The organism is Acinetobacter sp. YH12116 (assembly GCF_013418895.1).
Lineage (GTDB): Bacteria > Pseudomonadota > Gammaproteobacteria > Pseudomonadales > Moraxellaceae > Acinetobacter > Acinetobacter indicus.
Map to the genome: position 1 here is coordinate 159,498 of NZ_VPBE01000003.1, position 19,474 is coordinate 178,971.

At 45.4% G+C, this 19,474-nt stretch carries 15 protein-coding genes; 5 read left to right on the forward strand and 10 right to left on the reverse strand.

The annotated features are described in order from the left end of the window. Nucleotides 1-82 precede the first annotated feature (82 nt). Complete coding sequence (locus tag FTU54_RS03495; protein ID WP_160242794.1) at nt 83-964, forward strand: permease; 882 nt, start codon at nt 83-85, stop codon at nt 962-964. Nucleotides 965-1,160: 196 nt separating this feature from the next. Here FTU54_RS03495 and rdgB read toward each other — a convergent pair whose 3' ends face one another. The 9 genes from rdgB to FTU54_RS03540 all read right to left on the reverse strand — a co-directional run bounded on the left by rdgB (nt 1,161) and on the right by FTU54_RS03540 (nt 12,865). Then, a complete protein-coding gene (rdgB, locus tag FTU54_RS03500; RefSeq protein WP_160242795.1) occupies nt 1,161-1,787 on the reverse strand; it encodes an RdgB/HAM1 family non-canonical purine NTP pyrophosphatase in 627 nt (208 codons plus the stop codon). A 105-nt stretch (nt 1,788-1,892) separates the two neighbouring features. Then, the gene (locus FTU54_RS03505; protein WP_160232313.1) at nt 1,893-2,483 is read right to left on the reverse strand and encodes a tetratricopeptide repeat protein; all 591 of its coding nucleotides are present in this window, start codon (nt 2,481-2,483) and stop codon (nt 1,893-1,895) included. Further along, entirely contained in the window at nt 2,480-3,073 is a 594-nt protein-coding gene (gene metW, locus FTU54_RS03510) for a methionine biosynthesis protein MetW (RefSeq protein ID WP_005180178.1), read from the reverse strand. The genes FTU54_RS03505 and metW overlap by 4 nt, the downstream gene beginning before the upstream one ends. Next, complete coding sequence (locus FTU54_RS03515; RefSeq protein ID WP_005180176.1) at nt 3,073-4,233, reverse strand: homoserine O-acetyltransferase; 1,161 nt, start codon at nt 4,231-4,233, stop codon at nt 3,073-3,075. The genes metW and FTU54_RS03515 overlap by 1 nt, the downstream gene beginning before the upstream one ends. A gap of 84 nt (nt 4,234-4,317) precedes the next feature. Continuing rightward, entirely contained in the window at nt 4,318-6,015 is a 1,698-nt protein-coding gene (gene leuA, locus FTU54_RS03520; RefSeq protein ID WP_005180175.1) for a 2-isopropylmalate synthase, read from the reverse strand. A 264-nt stretch (nt 6,016-6,279) separates the two neighbouring features. Continuing rightward, nucleotides 6,280-7,383, reverse strand: coding sequence for an alpha-hydroxy acid oxidase (locus FTU54_RS03525; protein WP_160242796.1), 1,104 nt, complete (start codon nt 7,381-7,383; stop codon nt 6,280-6,282). Continuing rightward, nucleotides 7,380-8,063, reverse strand: coding sequence for a Fe2+-dependent dioxygenase (locus tag FTU54_RS03530; RefSeq protein ID WP_104483967.1), 684 nt, complete (start codon nt 8,061-8,063; stop codon nt 7,380-7,382). Before FTU54_RS03530 ends, FTU54_RS03525 begins: the two co-directional genes overlap by 4 nt. A 107-nt stretch (nt 8,064-8,170) precedes the next feature. Next, a complete protein-coding gene (locus tag FTU54_RS03535; RefSeq protein WP_160242797.1) occupies nt 8,171-10,405 on the reverse strand; it encodes a catecholate siderophore receptor Fiu in 2,235 nt (744 codons plus the stop codon). 321 nt (nt 10,406-10,726) lie between these two features. After that, on the reverse strand, nt 10,727-12,865 hold the full coding sequence (locus FTU54_RS03540; protein ID WP_160242798.1) for a TonB-dependent receptor domain-containing protein: 2,139 nt from the start codon (nt 12,863-12,865) through the stop codon (nt 10,727-10,729). A 245-nt stretch (nt 12,866-13,110) separates the two neighbouring features. Between FTU54_RS03540 and tig the strand changes: the two genes are divergently transcribed. From tig to FTU54_RS03560, 4 genes are all read left to right on the forward strand, one after another. Further along, nucleotides 13,111-14,442 carry a trigger factor gene (gene tig / locus FTU54_RS03545; RefSeq protein ID WP_075167430.1) on the forward strand — a complete coding sequence of 444 codons (1,332 nt, stop codon included), beginning with the start codon at nt 13,111-13,113 and terminating at the stop codon, nt 14,440-14,442. A gap of 191 nt (nt 14,443-14,633) precedes the next feature. Further along, entirely contained in the window at nt 14,634-15,239 is a 606-nt protein-coding gene (gene clpP / locus FTU54_RS03550; protein WP_005180162.1) for an ATP-dependent Clp endopeptidase proteolytic subunit ClpP, read from the forward strand. Between the two features lie 27 nt (nt 15,240-15,266). After that, the gene (gene clpX / locus FTU54_RS03555) at nt 15,267-16,577 is read left to right on the forward strand and encodes an ATP-dependent protease ATP-binding subunit ClpX (RefSeq protein WP_016658565.1); all 1,311 of its coding nucleotides are present in this window, start codon (nt 15,267-15,269) and stop codon (nt 16,575-16,577) included. Between the two features lie 169 nt (nt 16,578-16,746). Beyond that, on the forward strand, nt 16,747-17,460 hold the full coding sequence (locus FTU54_RS03560; RefSeq protein WP_005180158.1) for a DUF2846 domain-containing protein: 714 nt from the start codon (nt 16,747-16,749) through the stop codon (nt 17,458-17,460). Nucleotides 17,461-17,531: 71 nt separating this feature from the next. Here the strand turns inward: FTU54_RS03560 and FTU54_RS03565 are convergent, their stop codons facing one another. Further along, on the reverse strand, nt 17,532-19,058 hold the full coding sequence (locus FTU54_RS03565; protein ID WP_005180157.1) for a fumarate hydratase: 1,527 nt from the start codon (nt 19,056-19,058) through the stop codon (nt 17,532-17,534). Nucleotides 19,059-19,474 lie beyond the last annotated feature (416 nt).

Sequence of the window (19,474 nt, forward strand, 5' to 3'; positions counted from 1 at the left end):
AGACAGCAGATGGGCTAAAAGCATGTTGTGCCATCAATTATGTTAGGATAATCACCACTTTTCTGCCTTCCTGTGTACCCGCATGGCGCTGCTGCTTCCGCTAATTTCATTTCTGATTGGATACTTCGGGGTCGCGTATTTAAAGCCGTTGCGTCCGGTGCTAGCGATGTTACTGGCCCGGCTGTTTATTCCGTTACTGATTATCTACAACATGGTGTTTTATCAGGACGGCAGCTTGTGGCTGATTGGTTTTAGTCTGATCAGTTCCATCCTTTTCTTTGCAGTCTTTTATGTCTTGCAAAAAGATAAACTGATCGCACTGTGCTTCAGTTATTTAAATGGGGCCTGGCTGGGTTTTCCCTTTGCCTTGGCCCTGTTTGGACCTGCGGCCAGCAGTATTATTGTGGCGCTGTATATTGGCGGATCCTTATTTGGCAATGTTTGTGCGGTGATGGCAGTGAGCCAGACCCGGCAAGAATTAAAGTTTATTGTTAAAAATGTGCTGCTTTCACCGCCGGTGATTGCCCTGAGTCTGGCGGGTATTCTATCTTTTTGGGATGTGAGCCAGTTTGAACATCAGACCTGGGTACAAGTGATTTACCAAAGCAATAAAGTACTGGTGACCTTTGCCGGCATGTGCGTGCTGGGGATGTGGCTGAGTAAAGTTCGGATTGGCTGGGCTGACTTAAAGCGCAGCCTGGGTTTACTGGTCGCACGTATTCCGCTGGCCTTGTTGCTATGTGCTGTGGCGTACTGGTGTTTACCCATTCCGCAGCAGACCTTGATTTATGCCGTCATGCTGATGTTTTTCCTGCTGCCACCGGCTGCCAATATTGTGGCACTAGAAACCCATTATCAGAGCACCGGTGATTCTGCCAAATATATTGCCTCAGGAACGATTGCCAGTGCGATTTTGATTGGCGTATATGGCGTGGTGGTGCATATATTGGTGCCGGGTTTATAAATCAAAAAGTTCTCTCTCCCTTTGGGAGAGAGTTAGAGAGAGGGTATAAAAGTTTTTGAAAGTCCCTCTTTATTAAAGAGGGGGATTTTACGGAAACCCTTTGTAGAAATGAGCAATATTTTAGCGTCAGAAGAAAGATGTATAGAAGAATCTCTCCCAGCCTCCCTTTTTCAAAGGGAGGAGTTTTAAAAGGATGTTACTTCTCCAAACTCGCTTTAAACAGCTGCATCGCCTGACCTCGATGGCTGATCTTATTTTTTTCTTCCTTGCTCATCTCGGCGCTGGAAATACCCAGCTCCGGTAACCAGAACAGTGGATCATAACCAAAACCATTTTCACCACGTGGAGCATCCAGAATTTCACCTTGCCAGATGCCCTGGAAAATTTGTGGCAATGGATCTTCGGCATGCTGCACTAGGGCCAGCACACAAACAAACATACCTTCAATCGCTGTTCCATCTTTGCGTAAAGGCAGTAAGTCTGCCAGCAGTTTTTCATTATTGGCGGCATCATTGCCATGTGCGCCGGCATAACGGGCAGAGTAAATTCCCGGTGCGCCGCCCAGTGCCGGTACGCAAATCCCGGAATCATCAGCAATCGCAGGCTTGCCAGAAATTTTAGAGGCATGACGCGCTTTAATAATCGCATTTTCAACAAAGCTCAGACCATCTTCAATGGCATCTTCAATATTGAGCTGGCCTTGCGGGATGACATCAACCGGTAAATTCAGTTCTGCAAATAGTTTTTCAAATTCCGCAATTTTGCCTTTGTTATTGCTGGCCAGAACCAGGGTGCCTTGAGAGAGCCAAGCAGGTGCAGTCATCTCGAATTACTCATGATTGAAAATATGCGGGCTAGTTTAACCGAAAACCACCAGACAGCAGGCATGAAAAAAGCACCTGAAGGTGCTAGTGTTTTTGAACCTGGCTTATTGTGCCTGAATCCATTTGTCGGCACGGTCACGTGCCTGACGAATCTGTTCTTGGGTCAGGTTGGCGGCCAAGGCCGTTTTTTTGCCTTCAGATAAAGAAATCACTTTATTGTCGAGCATGCCATCACGGGTAGACAGCTCATACCACTGATAAGCGCCCATATAGTTTTTCTTTTTCTCTTCCATCATCGCCAGGTTAAAGCTGGCACGGTTATCACCGCGGCTGGCCGCTTTTTCAAAATACTGACGGGCCAGGACTTCATCTTTTTTGGTGCCAATGCCATCGGCCAGCATACGGCCTACGTTCAGTTGGGCTGAAGACAGTCCCTGATCGGCAGCGGCTTTATACCAGGCAAAGGCCTGACGTTCATCTTTGGCGACATCCTGACCATGTAGATATTTGGTTGCCAGATAGAACTGCGCACCGGCCCGACCGGCTTTGGCGGCTTTAATCAGACCTTGAATGTCCATCACCGAATACTGGGCGGCCTGGCTCGACACCGAGCTGCCTGGTGCCACGTAATCTGCATGCGCCTGCAGGCTAAAAAGTCCAACCAGTAGCGTCGTGCTTAATAATAATTTTTTCATAGAGCGCTCACTCGATAAATTGCGACTTCACCAAACAGATTCGGGATATGTTTACTGAGTAAACTAACTTGTTGATCCCCATTCACAGCGAGTCGATTAATAATACGGATATTGTTTTCAGCACAGAGTGCTTCGAAATCACGGAAAGTACAGAGGTGGATGTTCGGGGTGTTGTACCACATATACGGCAAAGCTTCTGAAACCGGCATTTTTCCTTTCAGTGCCAGGAAAGAACGGGTCCTCCAGTGGGCAAAGTTCGGAAAGGTAATAATCGCCTGTTTTCCGACACGCACCATATCACGCAATAATACGTCAGGTGCATCTACAGCTTGCAAGGCTTGTGCCATGACCACATAGTCAAAAGACTGGTCGGCAAAGCGGCTTAAACCGAGGTTTAAGTCTTGTTGGATGATATTTAACCCCCGACTGACGGCAATTGCAATCTTTTCTTGGTCAATTTCCAGGCCGTAAGCACGAATATTGTGCTTTTTACTCATGTGGGCCAGCAGTTCACCATCACCACAACCGAGGTCTAAAACGCGGGAACCGGGCTTAATCCACTTTTCGGCAAGTTGCTGATCAATACGCATTACACAGCCTCCTGCGGGGTTGCCTTGAGGTGTTCTGCACCTCCCAAAAATGCTCTTAAAGATTTGACATATAACGGAATCGGGAACAGGAAGGAGTCATGGCCCTGTTCGGCATCAATGTCTAAATAGCTGACCGGTTTATGGTTGCTAATCAGCGCATCGACAATTTCCTGCGAACGCGAAGGCGAGAAACGCCAGTCGGTGGTAAACGAAATCACCAGGAACTGACATTGGGTATGGGCCATGGCCTGTACCAGCGACTGTTCGTATTCACGCGACGGATCAAAATAATCCAGCGCCTTGGTCATAATTAAATAGGTGTTGGCATCAAAGTTACGGCTGAACTGTTCACCTTGATAGCGCAAATAGCTTTCCACCTGAAACTCGACATCGAAACCGTACATGAATTTGCCCAGTTTCAGGTCACGGCCAAATTTCTGCTTCATGGCTTCTTCAGACAAATAAGTGATGTGTCCGACCATCCGCGCCAGAATCAGGCCACGTTTTGGATAGCTGTCATGTTCCAGATAACGGCCATGATGAAAATCAGGATCAGAAAGAATCGACTGACGCGCGACTTCATTAAAGGCAATATTCTGTGCCGACAGTTTTGGCGCACTGGCAATAATCACACATTTTTCCAGACGGTCCGGATAATCAACCGACCATTGCAAGGCCTGCATGCCCCCCAAAGAACCGCCAATCACTGCATACCATTTTTGAATGCCTAAGCGGTCTGATAGCATGGCCTGGGTTTTGACCCAGTCACGCACCGTCACCAGCGGGAAATCCGGACCATAAGGGCGGTTTTCATTTTCCGGGTTGGGTGAGGTTGGACCGGTCGAACCATGACAGCCACCAATATTGTTCAGTGCCACCACAAAGAATTTAGAGGTATCAATGGCTTTGCCCGGACCAATACAGCTGTCCCACCAGCCAGACTTTTTATCATCTTCATGATGATAGCCCGCCGCATGATGATGCCCGGACAGGGCATGGCAGATTAAAATGGCATTGGATTTGTCGGCATTCAAGCTTCCGTAAGTTTCAACCATCAGTTCAAAACGTGGCAGAATGCGTCCACATTCCAGCTCTAACGGCTCTTCAAATTGAAACTGTTGTGGCGTTACGACACCCACAGAGTTAGCAGGGAAAGACACAGGAATAATTCGCCTTAGAATCTTTAGAATGAATAAATAAAAAGGATACCACTTGGGGTATCCTTTCTAAAGTACTTTATGTGCTTAAACGGCAGCAGCAACCAATTGTTCTTTGCTTAATACGCCCTGATCAATCAGACGGTTAGTGCTGGCAATAATGGCTTCAATGGATGAAGTCACAATGTTGTCATGCACCCCAGCACCAAAGGCAGATTTACCGGTACCTTTCACCTGCAACTCAACCAAGGCCAAGGCTTTGGCATTGGCACCCGAGCTGATGCCGCGTTCTTCATAGTTCAAGACATCAATTGGTAACTGCAAGGCATCCAAAATGGCCGAGATCGGACCGTTACCTTCACCGCGCAACTGCTGTGTCGAGCCATTCACCACCACTTCAAGTTCAATTACCTGTTTGCCATTGTCATCAGACAATTTATAGCTCTTGGCAGAATAATGTGAATCTTTGGCATCGACATAGGTTTGCTGGAACAATGACCAGATTTGCTGTGCTGAAATTTCAGTGCCTTCTTCATCGGTCACTTGCTGCACCACTTGCGAGAACTCGATTTGTACACGACGCGGCAACACCACGTTGTAGTTCGATTCTAACAAGTAAGCAATCCCGCCTTTACCTGACTGCGAGTTCACCCGAATCACGGCATCATAGTCACGGCCCAAGTCTTTCGGATCGATTGGCAAGTAAGGCATATCCCAGATTTCTTCGTTTTTCTGGTATTCAAAGCCTTTTTTAATCGCATCCTGGTGTGAACCCGAGAACGCCGTGAACACCAAATCACCGGCATATGGATGACGTGGATGCACAGGTAAACCGGTACATTCTTCTACGGTCGCAATAATTTCGTTGATGTTAGAGAAATCCAATTCTGGTGCCACGCCCTGGGTGTACATGTTCAAGGCAATTGCTGCCACGTCAACGTTACCGGTACGCTCGCCGTTACCAAACACACAACCTTCAACACGGTCAGCACCGGCCATAATCGCCAATTCAGAGGCAGCAATACCACAGCCACGGTCGTTATGACAGTGAACAGAGATGATCACCCCGTCACGACGTTTGATGTTGCGGTGCATCCACTCGACCTGGTCGGCATATACGTTTGGAGTCGAAACTTCTACAGTCGCAGGCAAGTTTAAGATGACTTTGTTTTCAGGAGAAGCTTCCCAGATTTCAGTCACGGCATCACAGACGTCTTTAGCCACTTCCAATTCGGTTGCGGTGAAACATTCCGGGCTGTACTGGAAAATCCAGTCGGTTTCAGGATATTGCGCTGCGTATTCTTTCACTTTTTCAGCGGCGTTAATGGCCAACTGTTTGGCACCTGCGACATCAACATTCAAGACTTTTTGACGGAAGGTTGGCGAGTTGGAGTTATAGATATGTACAATCGCGCGTTTTGCACCTTCTAATGCTTCAAAGGTACGCTGAATCAAATGGTCACGTGCCTGAACCAAAACCTCGATATACACATCATCCGGAATGTGGTTTTCTTCAATCAATTTACGGGTGAAATCGAAGTCAATTTGTGAAGCAGACGGGAAGCCAATTTCAATATGCTTAAAGCCAATTTTCACCAACATCTGGAACATTTTGAACTTCTGTTCAATGCTCATTGGTTCGAAAATTGCCTGGTTACCATCACGCAGGTCGGTGCTCATCCAGATAGGCGCTTTTGTAATTTCGTTATTCGGCCATTGACGGTCTGGCAAGTCAACACGTTGATACATGCGACGATATTTTTTACTTGGATCAGCCAACATCATGAGGTAACTCCTTGTGAAGCATGGGTTGCTTAAGCTTATAAAAAAGCAACGTACTACTTATATAGATGGTATCTATGGTATCAATTTACAAGCGTATTTCCGGAAAATATTAGGATCAGTCCACATTCTCAGAAAGAGTTGCTACCTGGCTGGTACCGTTCGCGGTCTTGCAAATTCCTAAGATAAATATAAGCCAACTGAAGTGGAAATTATTCTCTTAATTTGCATCATTAAAGGTTGTGGAGATAAAAAATTTCACTGGATCTAGTTTTTGTGAAAAATATAGCGACTATTGATCTCTTGCAGGCGCGCCGTTCCCATTAAAGCCATGGTCACTTCCAGTTCTTCCCGCAAAATTTTAATCACATGCGCCACACCTAACGCACCGGCTACTGCCAGACCATAAATATACGGCCGGCCAATCAGCACGGCGGATGCGCCCAAGGCCAGCGCCTTAAAAATATCGGAGCCGCGGCGGATGCCACCATCCAGCACTAAGGGAAAATTTGCCGGCAGTTGTGCGCGTATCATCTGTAGAGCTGTCAGTGGGCTAATGCAGTCATCTAGCACCCGGCCACCATGATTGGAAATGACCAGTCCCTGTACACCGTATTGCAATGCCAGTTGAGCATCTTCAGGATGCACAATGCCTTTGAGCAGCACCGGTAAAGACGTTTGCTGTACCAGCCAGGCGATATCTTCCCAGGTCGGTGCCTGTTGCATCAGACCATCAAACAGGGGATGTTGCTCTGGCCTGAGGATGGGGGATGTAAAGGAAGATAGATGCGGATGAGGCAGATGCGCCGGCACTTGAAAACCGGCCCGACGTTCACGGTCACGAACGCCGCTATGCGGTGAATCGACGGTCACCACAATGGCTTTAAACTGTTGTTGCTCTGCCAGTTGCACCAGTGCCAGCGATTGTTCGCGACTGCCTTGCCAATACAGCTGAAACCATTTAAGAGGGGTTGTTGGCGCAACTTCACGCAGATCGGTAGTACTTAAATGACTCAGGACCAGATTACTGCCCACCGCTTCTGCTGCGAGGGCAGTGGCTAGTTCACCCTGTGGATGAAACAGTTGCTGATGGCCAACCGGGGCTAGAAAAATTGGATGGGGAAATTCCTGCCCGAACAGTTCGCAGCGGGTATGGCCTTGGCTTAGGTCACGCAGCATTCTGGGCAGCAGTTGCAGCTGCTGAAACTGGTCCAGATTCTGTTGCAGGCTGCGCTCATCCATGGCGCCGCCTTGTAAATAGTGCCAGGTGGCCGGCGTTAAATGTTTGCTGGCCTGAGCTTCATAGTCAGCAATGGTTTGCAGATAGGCTGGAATCTGGGTAAGCGGTGGCAGTGGCTGGGCAGATGTCATAGTTCGCCCCATTGACGCAGCAGATTATGATAATGCGCGGTCAGTTGCAGCACTTGTTCATTATCGCCAAGTTGCTGGCGTAGTTGGCCAATGGTCATATCCAGATTAAACAGCATGCTGCGCTGCCAGTCATCGCGAATCATGCTTTGTGCCCAGGTAAAGGCGGCAATGCGCCGGCCGGCAGTGACCGGTTCCACCCGGTGCAGGCTGGTGGCGGGATAGAGAATCACATCACCGGCATCCAGTTTAACTTCATGTGCGCCATAGGTGTCTTCAATCACCAGTTCGCCGCCCTGATATTCTTCCGGTTCAGACAAAAATAAGGTCATGGAAACATCGGTACGAATCAGCTGCTGATGTGCAGCCGAATAATGCACCGCGCTGTCGACATGATTGCCATACGTCCCTTGCTGCTGATAGCAGTTAAACATTGGCCGCAGAATATGTTTGGCTAAGGTCGCAGATTGTACCAGCGGATGCTGTCTCAGTGCCTGTTCAATCTGTTCAGCCAGCGCTGGATACACCGGATGCTGCGGGTCAAATTGCAGATTGTGTTTGCTTTTCTTGGCCTGTGGCCCGGCACTGTGCTGGCCATCAATCCAGGCGGTATGCTGGTTAAGCTGCTGACGGATGTCAGCCACGGCCGCTTTACTGAGAACTTGAGGAACATGCAGCATCATGAGACTTGAATCATCCTTCAGACAGAGCGCTGTCTGTCATCATAAAGCCAAATAAAAAATGAAGCAGCATTTCAGATAAATGCTGCTTCAACAGAACAAAATAAAACTTAGAACTTATAGTTAAAGGTCAGGCTGGCACTGCGCTCCTGACCAAGCGTCATACGCGAACCGCCGTTGTTCAAGGTGCTGATGTATTCTTCATCTGCCAGGTTATAGACATTCAGGTTCAGTGAGGCATTTTCATTGAACTGATAACCGGCCATGGCATCAAATACCACATAGCTTGGAATGCTTGGCATATTGGCTGGAGCAGTGCTGTCGGTGACGACACGTTTTTGCTCATCGACATAACGTGCACCCAGACCCAGTTTAAAGCCGGCAATGTCATAGGTGGTCCATAATGAGGCGGTCCATTCCGGTGACCAGCGCACGCTATCGGTACGGGTCATGACATTGTCACGGAAACTTTGCTGATCTTCCTGTTTGGTTTTCATATGCGCCACACCGGCAGAAATATTCCAGGCATCGGTAATCTGGCCGACTGCACTCAGCTCAACCCCATCGACAATAGTTTTACCTTCCTGGATGGATTCCTGGGTAATCGCATCCTGGGTAAACTGGTTTTCATTTTCCGTGCGATAGACTGCGGCATTGAGGGCTAGACGACCATCAAGCAGATCCCATTTGCTACCCAGTTCATAATGATGGGTTTCTTGCGGTTCTGCCGCTGCACTGTTAATGCCCGACTCAGACATCACAAAGTTGGTGCTGCCCGGTGGGGTTAAGGATTTGCCATAAGAAGCATAAACGCTGCTGTAAGCAGTTGGTTTGTACAGACCGCCAAGTTTCCAGCTCAGCAGGGTGTCATGTGCACTGATATCTGAAGCTACAAGGGCATTTGTGCCGCGAGGTAAGGACAGGCCTTGATAGTCAGTTTCGTAATAATCTACCCGTACTCCACCGTTTAACTGGAAGCGTTCGCCAAACTTTAAGGTATCAAACAGATAAGCCGCAGCCGTCTGGGTTTCACCATCGCTATAAGCACCGTTATAGATCAGGTCGGCCATTGGATCATTGGGGTTTGGGTTATACAGGTTGGCTTCAGTGGTGGATACTGCAGGCTCATCCGGCATTTGGGTGGCCAGATTGCGGGTGTATTGCTGCTCTTTTAAAAATTCCAGGCCAGCTACCACATCATGTTCAATAGCACCGGTTTTCAGGTTCAGATTTAAAGTGGTCTGGTTGGCCAGAATTTTATTTTCCTGATCAACCCCCTGACGTGAACGGCTGATGGTCCAGTCGGCTGGATTGGTCGAATCATGTGCAGAAATGGTGTTAATCCCGGTCAGGACTCGGTTCATCTGGGTTTGACCCAAACGGGTGATATTAGTCAGTTTTAGATTATCTGCCAGATCACTTTCAATTTTCGCGGTGAACATGTCGGCATCGACATCTTCGTAATCATCTACATGGCCATAATAGTTTTCACGATTAACCTTGCCAGCTTGGGCAATATCCGGATTGGCATTCCAGAAGCCTTCCATACCAATGGTTGGAATACCGCCGTCTGGAATATTACGCTGACGGACGTGTTGTGAATATAAATACAGGCGGGTCGGAGTATTCAGGCCAAAGGCAACAGATGGGGCAATGGCATAACTGTTGTTTTCGAGCACATCACGGCCTTGCACGCCGCCTTCTTGTCCCATGACATTGAGACGAAAAGCGGTATTGTCATTGATGGCTTGGTTGATATCGGCCGAGAGGCGGGCATTTTCTGCGGTATTGTAGCTGGCAGAGACTTCGCTACTGTTTTGCAGATGTGGCAGTTTGCTGACCAGGTTGATATAACCGGATGCTGAACCACGACCGGCTTCGGCACCGGCCGGGCCTTTCACGACTTCAACCTGTTCCAGGTTAAATACATCGCGGCTGACTGCGCCCAAATCACGGATGCCATCGACATAGGTAGAGGTTTGGGTAGAGAAACCACGCATCTGGAAGGTATCACCAGCGCTGGTATTGCCGTTTTCACCCATTTGTAAGGTAATGCCCGGGGTGTTGCGTAGCGCTTCAACCAGTGATGTCGCGCCTTGTTCTTTTAATAAGGTTTGATTAATAACAGAAACTGTTTGTGGGGTATCGACCAGTGGCTGGGTTTGTTTCGCGGAGCTGAGCTGATTGGTTTTATATTTATTTTCAGCCTGAGATTTCACCGTGATTTCAGGAAGCTGGGTGACTTCTTCGGTTGCTGTGGTTGCATGTGCCATGAGCGGCAGGGTGGCTGCAAGGGCAACGAATGATGCAGTGCGTTGATGTTTTCGGCTCTTAATCTGTGCCATGGTGGTGTATTTCCTGATATGAATGACAAAATTCTCTTACCACAATGATTTGAGTGCGGAGTTCAAATGCAGAGTAATGATGGACTTATTGTATGTGTCTAACAAGTAATGCGAATTTTAGTGATAATAATTCTCAGTAACAATGTGAAAATTGGTTAAAACAAGCTAAACAATTAAGAAAATATTTATGGATTGGCTGCATTTAATGAAATAAATCAATAAGAATATTTGAATAATCGTATTTTTGATTTAATTTGATCGGTTTTTGGAATTAAAAAACCCTGCCGGGGCAGGGTTTTGGGTTCTTATGTGAAATCAGGATTAGAAGTCATAAGAAATAGACAACCAGTAGTTGCGGCCTGGGAGGTAAGTACCAGAAGTGCTACGGCCCGTAGATAAGTATTTATAGCCCGTAACACCATTATTAGTTTGATGTTCTGTAAAATCTTTATCTAACAGGTTGTTTACAGCCATATTCAGGCGCAATTGATCATTCACTGTATAACTTGTACCTAAATTAAATAGGTTATATCCGGCGAATTTATTGCCATACATTTTGTAGACTTCTAGGTTATCTCCAGAGGTCGGAATGCTTGAAAAGCGTGTACGACTTGACTTGTACTCATGTTGCAACCAAATATCAAGTGCTGGATTAACATGCCATGTTGAGGTTAAGTTAAATGCATTTCGAGGATTGTTGTTGTAGTACAGGCCTTCATCTTCACCATCAGTAATTTCACTTTTTGTATAAGTGTAAGCCGCTTTAATATCCCACTCAGGAATAATACTATATTGAAGGGTCGTTTCCGCACCGTAGACTTCCGCTTCTTGAGCATTGATGTCTTGTGAGCAGTTTGTGACAGGGCATATTGGTTGTCCAGATAAATCGTTGCTTACGATTGCATCTTCAATCTGGTTATAAAAGCCCGTTGCAGTAAAGTTAATTTGATCATTTGGTTGAAGATTAAAGCCAAGTTCATAGTTTGTAGATGTTTCTGGCTTTAGGTCTGGATTACCAAAAATATAAGTTGAGCCTTGACCACTCATATCAATCAAGCCGTTTTCGAGATCTTTAGCGGTAGGAGCTTTATAACCTGTAGTGATACCACCTTTGATGGTTAAAATATCATTGGTATTCCACACTAGGTATGCACGTGGGCTGAAATGACCACCAAAACCTGAGTGATCCTCGTAACGACCACCAAATGTTAGTCCTAGCTGATCAGTGAGTCGCCATTCATCTTCTGCATAAATAGCCCAAGAATTCTTGTCGAATTTATTTTTGCCTGTAATGTGCTGGGCAATATTATCTTCAATTTCTGAGTTTTTAAATTCTAAACCGGCAGTAACTTTATGGCCACCAAGCTGTGAAATAATATGGCTATCTGCTACAAGGTCAGTACTTTTTAAAGTACGGTCAGAGCCGATTAATGGGTCGGTACTACCTTTTGGGAAAGCCTCAGTTGGTAGTGTTCTTCCTTCTGTTTCAGTTTCTGAGTGGCTAATATAAGTTTTCCATAGACCAAAACTATAGTCACCTTCATGACCTATAGCCACTTGGTTACGTGAGAATTCCAGCTCATTTTTATAACCACTGGCTTTTTGTGCATTATCTTGTGTGCCTAAACGGTTATCGGTATTGTCATAAGTTTGAGAAGATTGAAAGCCATCTAACCAAAGAGAGTTTTGACTATCTGCTTGGAAAGTCAGTTTTGCACCAATATCGTAGTTTTCAGCTGTTGTTGGGCGCGGATCTCGGGAAGTGCCTTCACCAATACGTTCAGATTTATTACGATCGTAATAGCTGCCACGAAGTTGCAGGCCTAATTTTTCATTTAATAGTGGGCCGTTCAATAAGAAGCTTGTTTTCCAAGAGTCAGCTTCGTCATTATTTTCCATCACGTTACCACTGACAGTAACGTTGCCATTCCATTCATCAGATACTTTTTTAGTAATAATATTAATTACACCACCCATGGCATCTGAACCATACAGGGTAGACATTGGTCCACGGATGACCTCAATACGTTCAATTGCTGAAAGTGGTGGCATGAAACTTGTCGCTGCTTCAGCAAAGCCGTTAGGCATAATATTATCACTAGCTGTCGTTTGACGGCGTCCATCAATTAGGATCAGGGTGTCAGAAGCTTTCATACCACGCATGCTGACATTTAATCCACCCGTTTTACCAACGCCATTACGCACGTCGATACCCGGAACATCTGCTAACAAATCAGCAATACTGGTGGCATTTTTCTTTTCAATATCTTCTTTTGTGACCACGCTAATAGAAGCAGGTGCATTTTTAATATCTTGTTCAAAACCTGCCGCAGAAACCACAATCGTGGATAATTGATGTGTCGGGTCAGCTGTTGTTTCAGTGGTTGTATTTGCAAATGCGGAACTAGCAGAAATTCCAAGAATCGCGAGCGAAAGCGGGCGAAGGTTAAAGGTGCGCATAACCGAATTCCAGTATTGGGATATAAGAAGAATAGTTAAAAATATGAGTTAAAAACCATTGAATATTAATGATAGTACTTATCATTTGCAACAAATATTAGACAATAGATAAAAATAGCGAAGGGAATATGAATAATTTAAGCCGAAAAATTGTTCTGATCGCTTGTTATTTTGTATATCTTTAAATGTTGTCATATAATATGGCACTTTTTTAAAAACTGTTATTACTAAATATCGAGGAAGCCATGCAAGTAACTTCTGAAGCGGTTTCGGGCGTTGCCCGTCGTTTAAATGTATCTGTACCGACGAGCCGTATTAACGAGCAGTTCGAAGCTCGCTTAAAACGCACAGCTAAAACTGCGAAGATTAACGGCTTCCGTCCAGGTAAAGTGCCTGTAAACGTTGTACGTCGTGAATATGGCGCGGGTATCTATCAAGAAGTTGTAAACGACATCATTCGTGACACCGTATTTGAAGCAATCCAACAAGAAAAAATCAATGCTGTTGGTATGCCAAATATTGAAAAAACTGAAATGAAAGACGACGCTTTAGTATATGAAGCGACTGTTGAAGTTTATCCAGAAGTTGAAGTGAAATTCGAAGGTCTGGAAGTTGAGCGTAAAGCATCTGAAGTTAGCGACAAAGATGTAGATCAAATGATCGAAAACCTGCAAAAGCAGCGCGCAACTTGGGCTGAAACCAAAGGCATGGCGAAAAAAGACATGCAAGTGACTTTTGATTTCGAAGGCACAGTAGATGGCGAGAAATTTGAAGGCGGTTCTGCTGAAGACTTCAAACTGGTATTAGGTTCTGGCCGTATGATCCCGGGCTTTGAAGACGGCATCGTGGGCATGAAAAAAGGTGAAGAGAAAGTTATTGATGTAACTTTCCCGGAAGATTACCAAGCTGAACAGCTGGCAGGTAAAGCAGCTCAGTTCAAAATCAATGTAAAACTGGTTGAAAAACAAAAACTTCCAGAAGTTGATGCTGAATTCTTAAAAATCTTCGGTTTAACTGAAGAAGAGGGCGTTGAAAAGTTAAAAGCTGACGTTCGTAAAAACATGGAACGTGAAGTGAAAAACGGTCTTCGTAACCAGGTGAAAGGTGCAACGTTTGATGCACTGGTTGCTGCGAACGAAATCGAAGTTCCAGAATCTATGGTTAAGCAAGAAATTGACCGTCAACGTCAACAAATGATCCAACAGTTCACTCAGCAGTTTGGTGCGCAAGGTGCGAAAGCATTTGACTCAAGCATGCTTCCAGACGAACTGTTCAAAGAACAAGCTGAAAAATCTGTAAAACTTGGCGTATTGGTGAGCAAAGTTTTAGCAGACGCGAAACTTGAAGTGGATGCTGCACGTGTTGATGCTTACATCGAAGACATGGCATCTTCTTATGAAGATCCAAATGAAGTAATTGAATACTTCAAAAATGACAAACAGCAACGTGCTCAAATTGAAGCAGTTGTGTTAGAAGACCAGGTGGTTGATCACATTCTTGCAGCTGCAAAAGTGACTGACAAACAAGTCAGCTACGAAGACTTATTGAAAGAGCAACAAGCTCGTCAACAAGGCTAATTTCAGCTGAAGTAAAAAAGGCGCCTAAGGCGCCTTTTTTATATAATATAAAAACTTGGATGGTTTTAAAGTTTACAAAGCTTATGCAAAAAATATCCATGAATTGTGGGTGAATATTTTGCAATTTAGATGATTATCCCTCATATTGTGATCATGGGTGAACTCACAAGAATTTAGGAATAAATAAACGTATGTATGTTCCATCAATTGATAACGCATTGGTTCCAGTAGTCGTTGAGCAATCATCTCGTGGTGAGCGTTCTTTTGATATTTATTCACGTCTTTTGCGTGAACGGGTGATTTTTTTAACGGGTGAGGTTGAAGACAACATGGCCAACTTGATTGTGGCGCAAATGTTGTTTTTAGAAGCAGAGAACCCAGATAAGGATATTCATTTATACATTAACTCGCCAGGCGGCTCAGTCACAGCCGGTATGGCGATTTATGACACCATGCAGTTTATCAAGCCAGATGTGGTGACTTACTGTATGGGTCAGGCAGCGTCCATGGGTGCATTCCTGCTGAATGCCGGTGCCAAAGGCAAACGTTACTGCCTGGAAAATGCCCGGGTCATGATTCACCAGCCTTTAGGCGGTTTCCGTGGTCAGGCTTCTGATATTGAAATTCATGCGCGTGAAATCCTGTTCATTAAAGAGCGCTTGAACCGTTTGATGGCAGAGCACAGTGGCCAGGACTATGAAAAAGTGGCCAAAGATACCGACCGTGATAACTTTATGACTGCACAGCAGGCCAAAGAATACGGTTTAGTGGACGAAGTGTTATCTAAGCGTCCATAAGTTTTAAAGATTTAAATTGGAGAGAATATGTCCGAACATCCTCAAGGACAAAAACATTGTTCATTTTGCGGTAAAACGCAGTCTGAAGTCGGGAAGCTGATTGCAGGCGAGGACGCATATATCTGTAATGAATGTGTGGACGTATGCCTGGATCTGGTTCAGACCAGTCAACAAGTTGAGTCGAGTGACTGGGCCGCCCGTCCGTTGCCAAAACCGCATGAAATTCGCGCTGCACTGGATCAATATGTGATTGGTCAGGACCTGGCGAAAAAGACCTTATCAGTGGCAGTTTATAACCACTATAAGCGTTTGAAAGTCACGCATAACGGTCAGAAAACCAATGATGCAGTCGAAATTGCCAAAAGTAATATCCTGCTGGTGGGTCCAACCGGTTCGGGTAAAACCTTATTGGCACAGACCTTAGCGCGTTTGCTGGATGTTCCGTTTGCCATGGCCGATGCCACCACCTTAACCGAAGCCGGTTATGTGGGGGAAGATGTAGAAAACATCGTGCAGAAGCTGCTGCAAAAAGCCGATTACGATGTCGAAAAGGCGCAAAAAGGCATTATCTATATCGATGAAATCGACAAGATTACCCGTAAGTCTGAAAACCCGTCGATTACCCGTGATGTATCGGGCGAGGGTGTGCAGCAGGCCTTGCTGAAAATGATTGAAGGCACAGTGGCGTCTATTCCGCCGCAGGGTGGCCGCAAGCATCCGCAGCAGGAATTTATCCAGATTGATACTTCCAACATCCTGTTTATCTGTGGTGGTGCATTCTCGGGTCTAGAGAAAATTGTGCAGCAACGTCAGGAAAAAGGTGGTATTGGCTTTACCGCTGAAGTACGTAACAAGGATGAAAGCAAAAAGCTGTCTGAACTGTTCCGTCAGGTTGAAGCAACAGATTTGGTGAAATTCGGTTTAATTCCGGAATTTATTGGCCGTTTGCCAGTCATTGCAACACTGGATGAGCTGGATGAAGACGCATTAATGCAGATTCTGACCGAGCCGAAGAATGCCTTGACGCGTCAATACGAATATCTGTTCGAGATGGAAAATGTCGACCTGATCTTTGATGATGCCGCATTACGTGCAGTGGCGAAAAAAGCCTTGGAGCGTAATACAGGTGCGCGTGGTCTGCGTTCAATTCTGGAAAATGCCTTGCTTGAAATCATGTATGACTTGCCAAGTCGTAGTGATGTAGGCACGGTCATCATCACTGAAGCAGTGATTAATGGTCAGGCCAAGCCAGAATTAAAAGCGGAACGTCAAAGCAAAGAAGCTGTGGTAGAACAGCCGAAAGCCGATTTAAAAGTCGTGAATTCAAAAACGGCTTAAGACGCTATTCGTCAGAAACGTGCGGAAATCAACGGTTTTCGCACGTTTTTTTATTTGAAAAAATAAGACAGAGTGCTAATCTCTGCATCAGGGCCTGGATGCCCAACCCAATAAAAATATTGAAAAAGTGTTAAGTGTAAAAATAAAAACGAAGGAATGAGGGATATTCATGCGTGCTATATCAATCGTATTTCTGGCTGTCGCATTGGCTGGCTGTCATGGGAAGTCGTCAACCGAGGCGCAATTGCCGCCCACCTCTACGTTAAAAGCTATTGATCAGAACGAAAAGCCGAGTTTGCTGGAACAGTACCGCTTTGGCATGTTTACCATTGGCGGTTGGGTCAATCAGAAATTAGGCCAGCGCTTTCAAGCCATTCAGCCGCAGCATGATCAGGCCGCCGTGGTGTATTTATATCGTCCGGATTCACGCTGGAACCGTCAGGAAATTGTAGCCTCCAGCCTGTTTATCAATAGTGAACGCATTCCAAGCCTGCTGCATAATCATTATTACTGGATTGAATTGCCAGCCGGGGATTACCGTTTATCTACCAGTCGTCCTCTAGGTGTGCAACATTTTCAAAAGCCAAAGTATCTGGATTTTTCCGTTGAAGCAGGCAAGTCCTATTTTATTAAATATGATGAAGAAAATAGCAGTACCCGCCGCACGGTTTCTGGCCCCTTAATTATGATGCCGGAAACAGTAGGCCTCAATGAAATTGCTTTTACTCAATTGAAATCGCACAGTTATAACTTTGTGGCTGAAGACCAGAGTACCGGTAAAATTCGCTCCAAGGCACAAAAAATCAAACATGCTGATTATGACCCGGCCAGCGATGTGCAGTTGACCAAGCCATTTAAATTGTGGGACCCACGCACCTGGTAAAAATGCTTGATATTGAGAAATAAAAAAGCACCCAGATTTGGGTGCTTTTTTAATCGCTTCAACAGCATTCATTAGCCAGCAGCGGCATCAACCACTGGAATCTTACCAATTTTAGCTTGCCAGATTTTTGGCGCAGTCGCGTGTACAGAAGTACCGTTTACGTCAACTGCGACAGATACCGGCATGTCTTTTACTACAAACTTGTAGATCGCTTCCATACCCAAGTCTTCAAAAGCAACCACTTCAGCTTCACGGATTGCTTTAGATACCAGGTACGCAGCACCGCCCACAGCCATTAGGTAAGTTGCTTTGTTGTCTTTAATCGCTTCAATGGCTGCAGGACCACGGTCTGCTTTACCAATCATGCCATAAAGACCAGTCGCTTCTAGTACTTGACGTGTGAATTTGTCCATACGAGTCGCTGTTGTCGGACCTGCAGGGCCAACCACTTCATCACCGACTGGATCAACAGGGCCTACGTAATAGATGAACTTGCCTTTCAAGTCAACCGGTAATTCTTCACCGTTGTTGAGCATGTCAACCATACGTTTGTGTGCAGCATCACGGCCGGTATAGATGGTCCCGTTCAGCAGCAGTGTGTCGCCTGGCTGCCAAGAGTTCATTTCTTCTTGGGTGATGTTGTCGAGGTCAACACGTTTAGACGAAGATGAGTCCCAAGTGACTTCAGGATAATCTTCAAGACGTGGTGCCTGAATATGGGCAACGCCTGAACCATCTAAAGTGAAGTGTGCGTGACGTGTTGCAGCACAGTTCGGAATCATACCGACTGGTTTGCCCGCAGCGTGACAAGGGTAATCTTTAATCTTGATGTCAAGTACAGTGGTTAAACCGCCCAGACCTTGTGCACCAATACCGAGTGCGTTTACTTTTTCGAAGATTTCAATACGAAGTTCTTCAAGTTTATTTTGTGGACCACGACGAAGCAGTTCGTCCATGTTGATCTCTTCCATGAGTGCTTCTTTGGCCAGCATCATGGCTTTTTCGGCAGTACCACCGATTCCGATACCGAGCATACCTGGTGGACACCAGCCTGCACCCATGGTTGGAACAGTTTTCAGTACCCAATCTACAATTGAGTCAGATGGGTTAAGCATTGCCAGTTTAGATTTGTTTTCTGAACCGCCACCTTTGGCTGCAACAGTAATGTCGACTTTGTTGCCTGGAACCAGTTTGTGGTAAATCACCGCAGGGGTGTTGTCTTTGGTGTTCTTACGACCAAATGCAGGGTCAGCAAGTACAGATGCACGCAGGACGTTCGAATTTTCTAAGTAACCTTGGCGTACACCTTCGTTAATTGCGTCGTCTAAGCTCATTGTTAAATCAAATTTAACATCCATGCCCACTTCAACGAATACGTTGACGATACCGGTATCTTGACAGATTGGGCGGTGACCCTCTGCACACATACGAGAGTTAATTAAGATTTGTGCAATCGCATCTTTTGCAGCTTTGTTTTCTTCACGGTCATACGCACGGCTCATCGCTTGGATGAAATCTTGTGGGTGATAGTAAGAAATGAACTGAAGCGCATCTTTAACCGATGTGATCAAGTCATCTTGCTTGATAATAGTTGTCATATCAAAATTCTCTTGAGCGGGCTGATAGCTAGCGGGCTAAATTATAAGACAAAATGACGGCATTGTGGGCGTTTTAGAAGTGGATTGGCCGAAAGTTTATAGTGGTGCTTTTACACAGGATTTTGGGTGATTTTTACTGTATTTGGCGGGTGGTTTTGTCATATTTGAGCTGAAATTAATGTCATATTACAGCTTAAGTTTAGATGAAATTTCATTAAGTTGTTGAATTTTAATTATTTAATAAAATTTAAATATTTCGGTTTTGTCATATAACTGTCATAAAACTTTCGCATAATTGTCACATCCAAAAATGAGACCTTAAAGATGACAACAGGTATTTTGATGGTTGCGGGCTTTTGTGTATATATCGCTGCAACTTGGATGTATGGCCAAAAAGAAGATCAAGCTTAAGCTTT

Bases quoted from the DNA above. Each gene is read 5' to 3' on its own strand.
- FTU54_RS03495 (WP_160242794.1), top strand. From the start codon at position 83: ATGGCGCTGCTGCTTCCGCTAATTTCATTTCTGATTGGATACTTCGGG.
- rdgB (WP_160242795.1), bottom strand. From the start codon at position 1,787: ATGACTGCACCTGCTTGGCTCTCTCAAGGCACCCTGGTTCTGGCCAGC.
- FTU54_RS03505 (WP_160232313.1), bottom strand. From the start codon at position 2,483: ATGAAAAAATTATTATTAAGCACGACGCTACTGGTTGGACTTTTTAGC.
- metW (WP_005180178.1), bottom strand. From the start codon at position 3,073: ATGCGTATTGATCAGCAACTTGCCGAAAAGTGGATTAAGCCCGGTTCC.
- leuA (WP_005180175.1), bottom strand. From the start codon at position 6,015: ATGATGTTGGCTGATCCAAGTAAAAAATATCGTCGCATGTATCAACGT.
- FTU54_RS03525 (WP_160242796.1), bottom strand. From the start codon at position 7,383: ATGACATCTGCCCAGCCACTGCCACCGCTTACCCAGATTCCAGCCTAT.
- FTU54_RS03530 (WP_104483967.1), bottom strand. From the start codon at position 8,063: ATGATGCTGCATGTTCCTCAAGTTCTCAGTAAAGCGGCCGTGGCTGAC.
- FTU54_RS03535 (WP_160242797.1), bottom strand. From the start codon at position 10,405: ATGGCACAGATTAAGAGCCGAAAACATCAACGCACTGCATCATTCGTT.
- FTU54_RS03540 (WP_160242798.1), bottom strand. From the start codon at position 12,865: ATGCGCACCTTTAACCTTCGCCCGCTTTCGCTCGCGATTCTTGGAATT.
- tig (WP_075167430.1), top strand. From the start codon at position 13,111: ATGCAAGTAACTTCTGAAGCGGTTTCGGGCGTTGCCCGTCGTTTAAAT.
- clpP (WP_005180162.1), top strand. From the start codon at position 14,634: ATGTATGTTCCATCAATTGATAACGCATTGGTTCCAGTAGTCGTTGAG.
- clpX (WP_016658565.1), top strand. From the start codon at position 15,267: ATGTCCGAACATCCTCAAGGACAAAAACATTGTTCATTTTGCGGTAAA.
- FTU54_RS03560 (WP_005180158.1), top strand. From the start codon at position 16,747: ATGCGTGCTATATCAATCGTATTTCTGGCTGTCGCATTGGCTGGCTGT.
- FTU54_RS03565 (WP_005180157.1), bottom strand. From the start codon at position 19,058: ATGACAACTATTATCAAGCAAGATGACTTGATCACATCGGTTAAAGAT.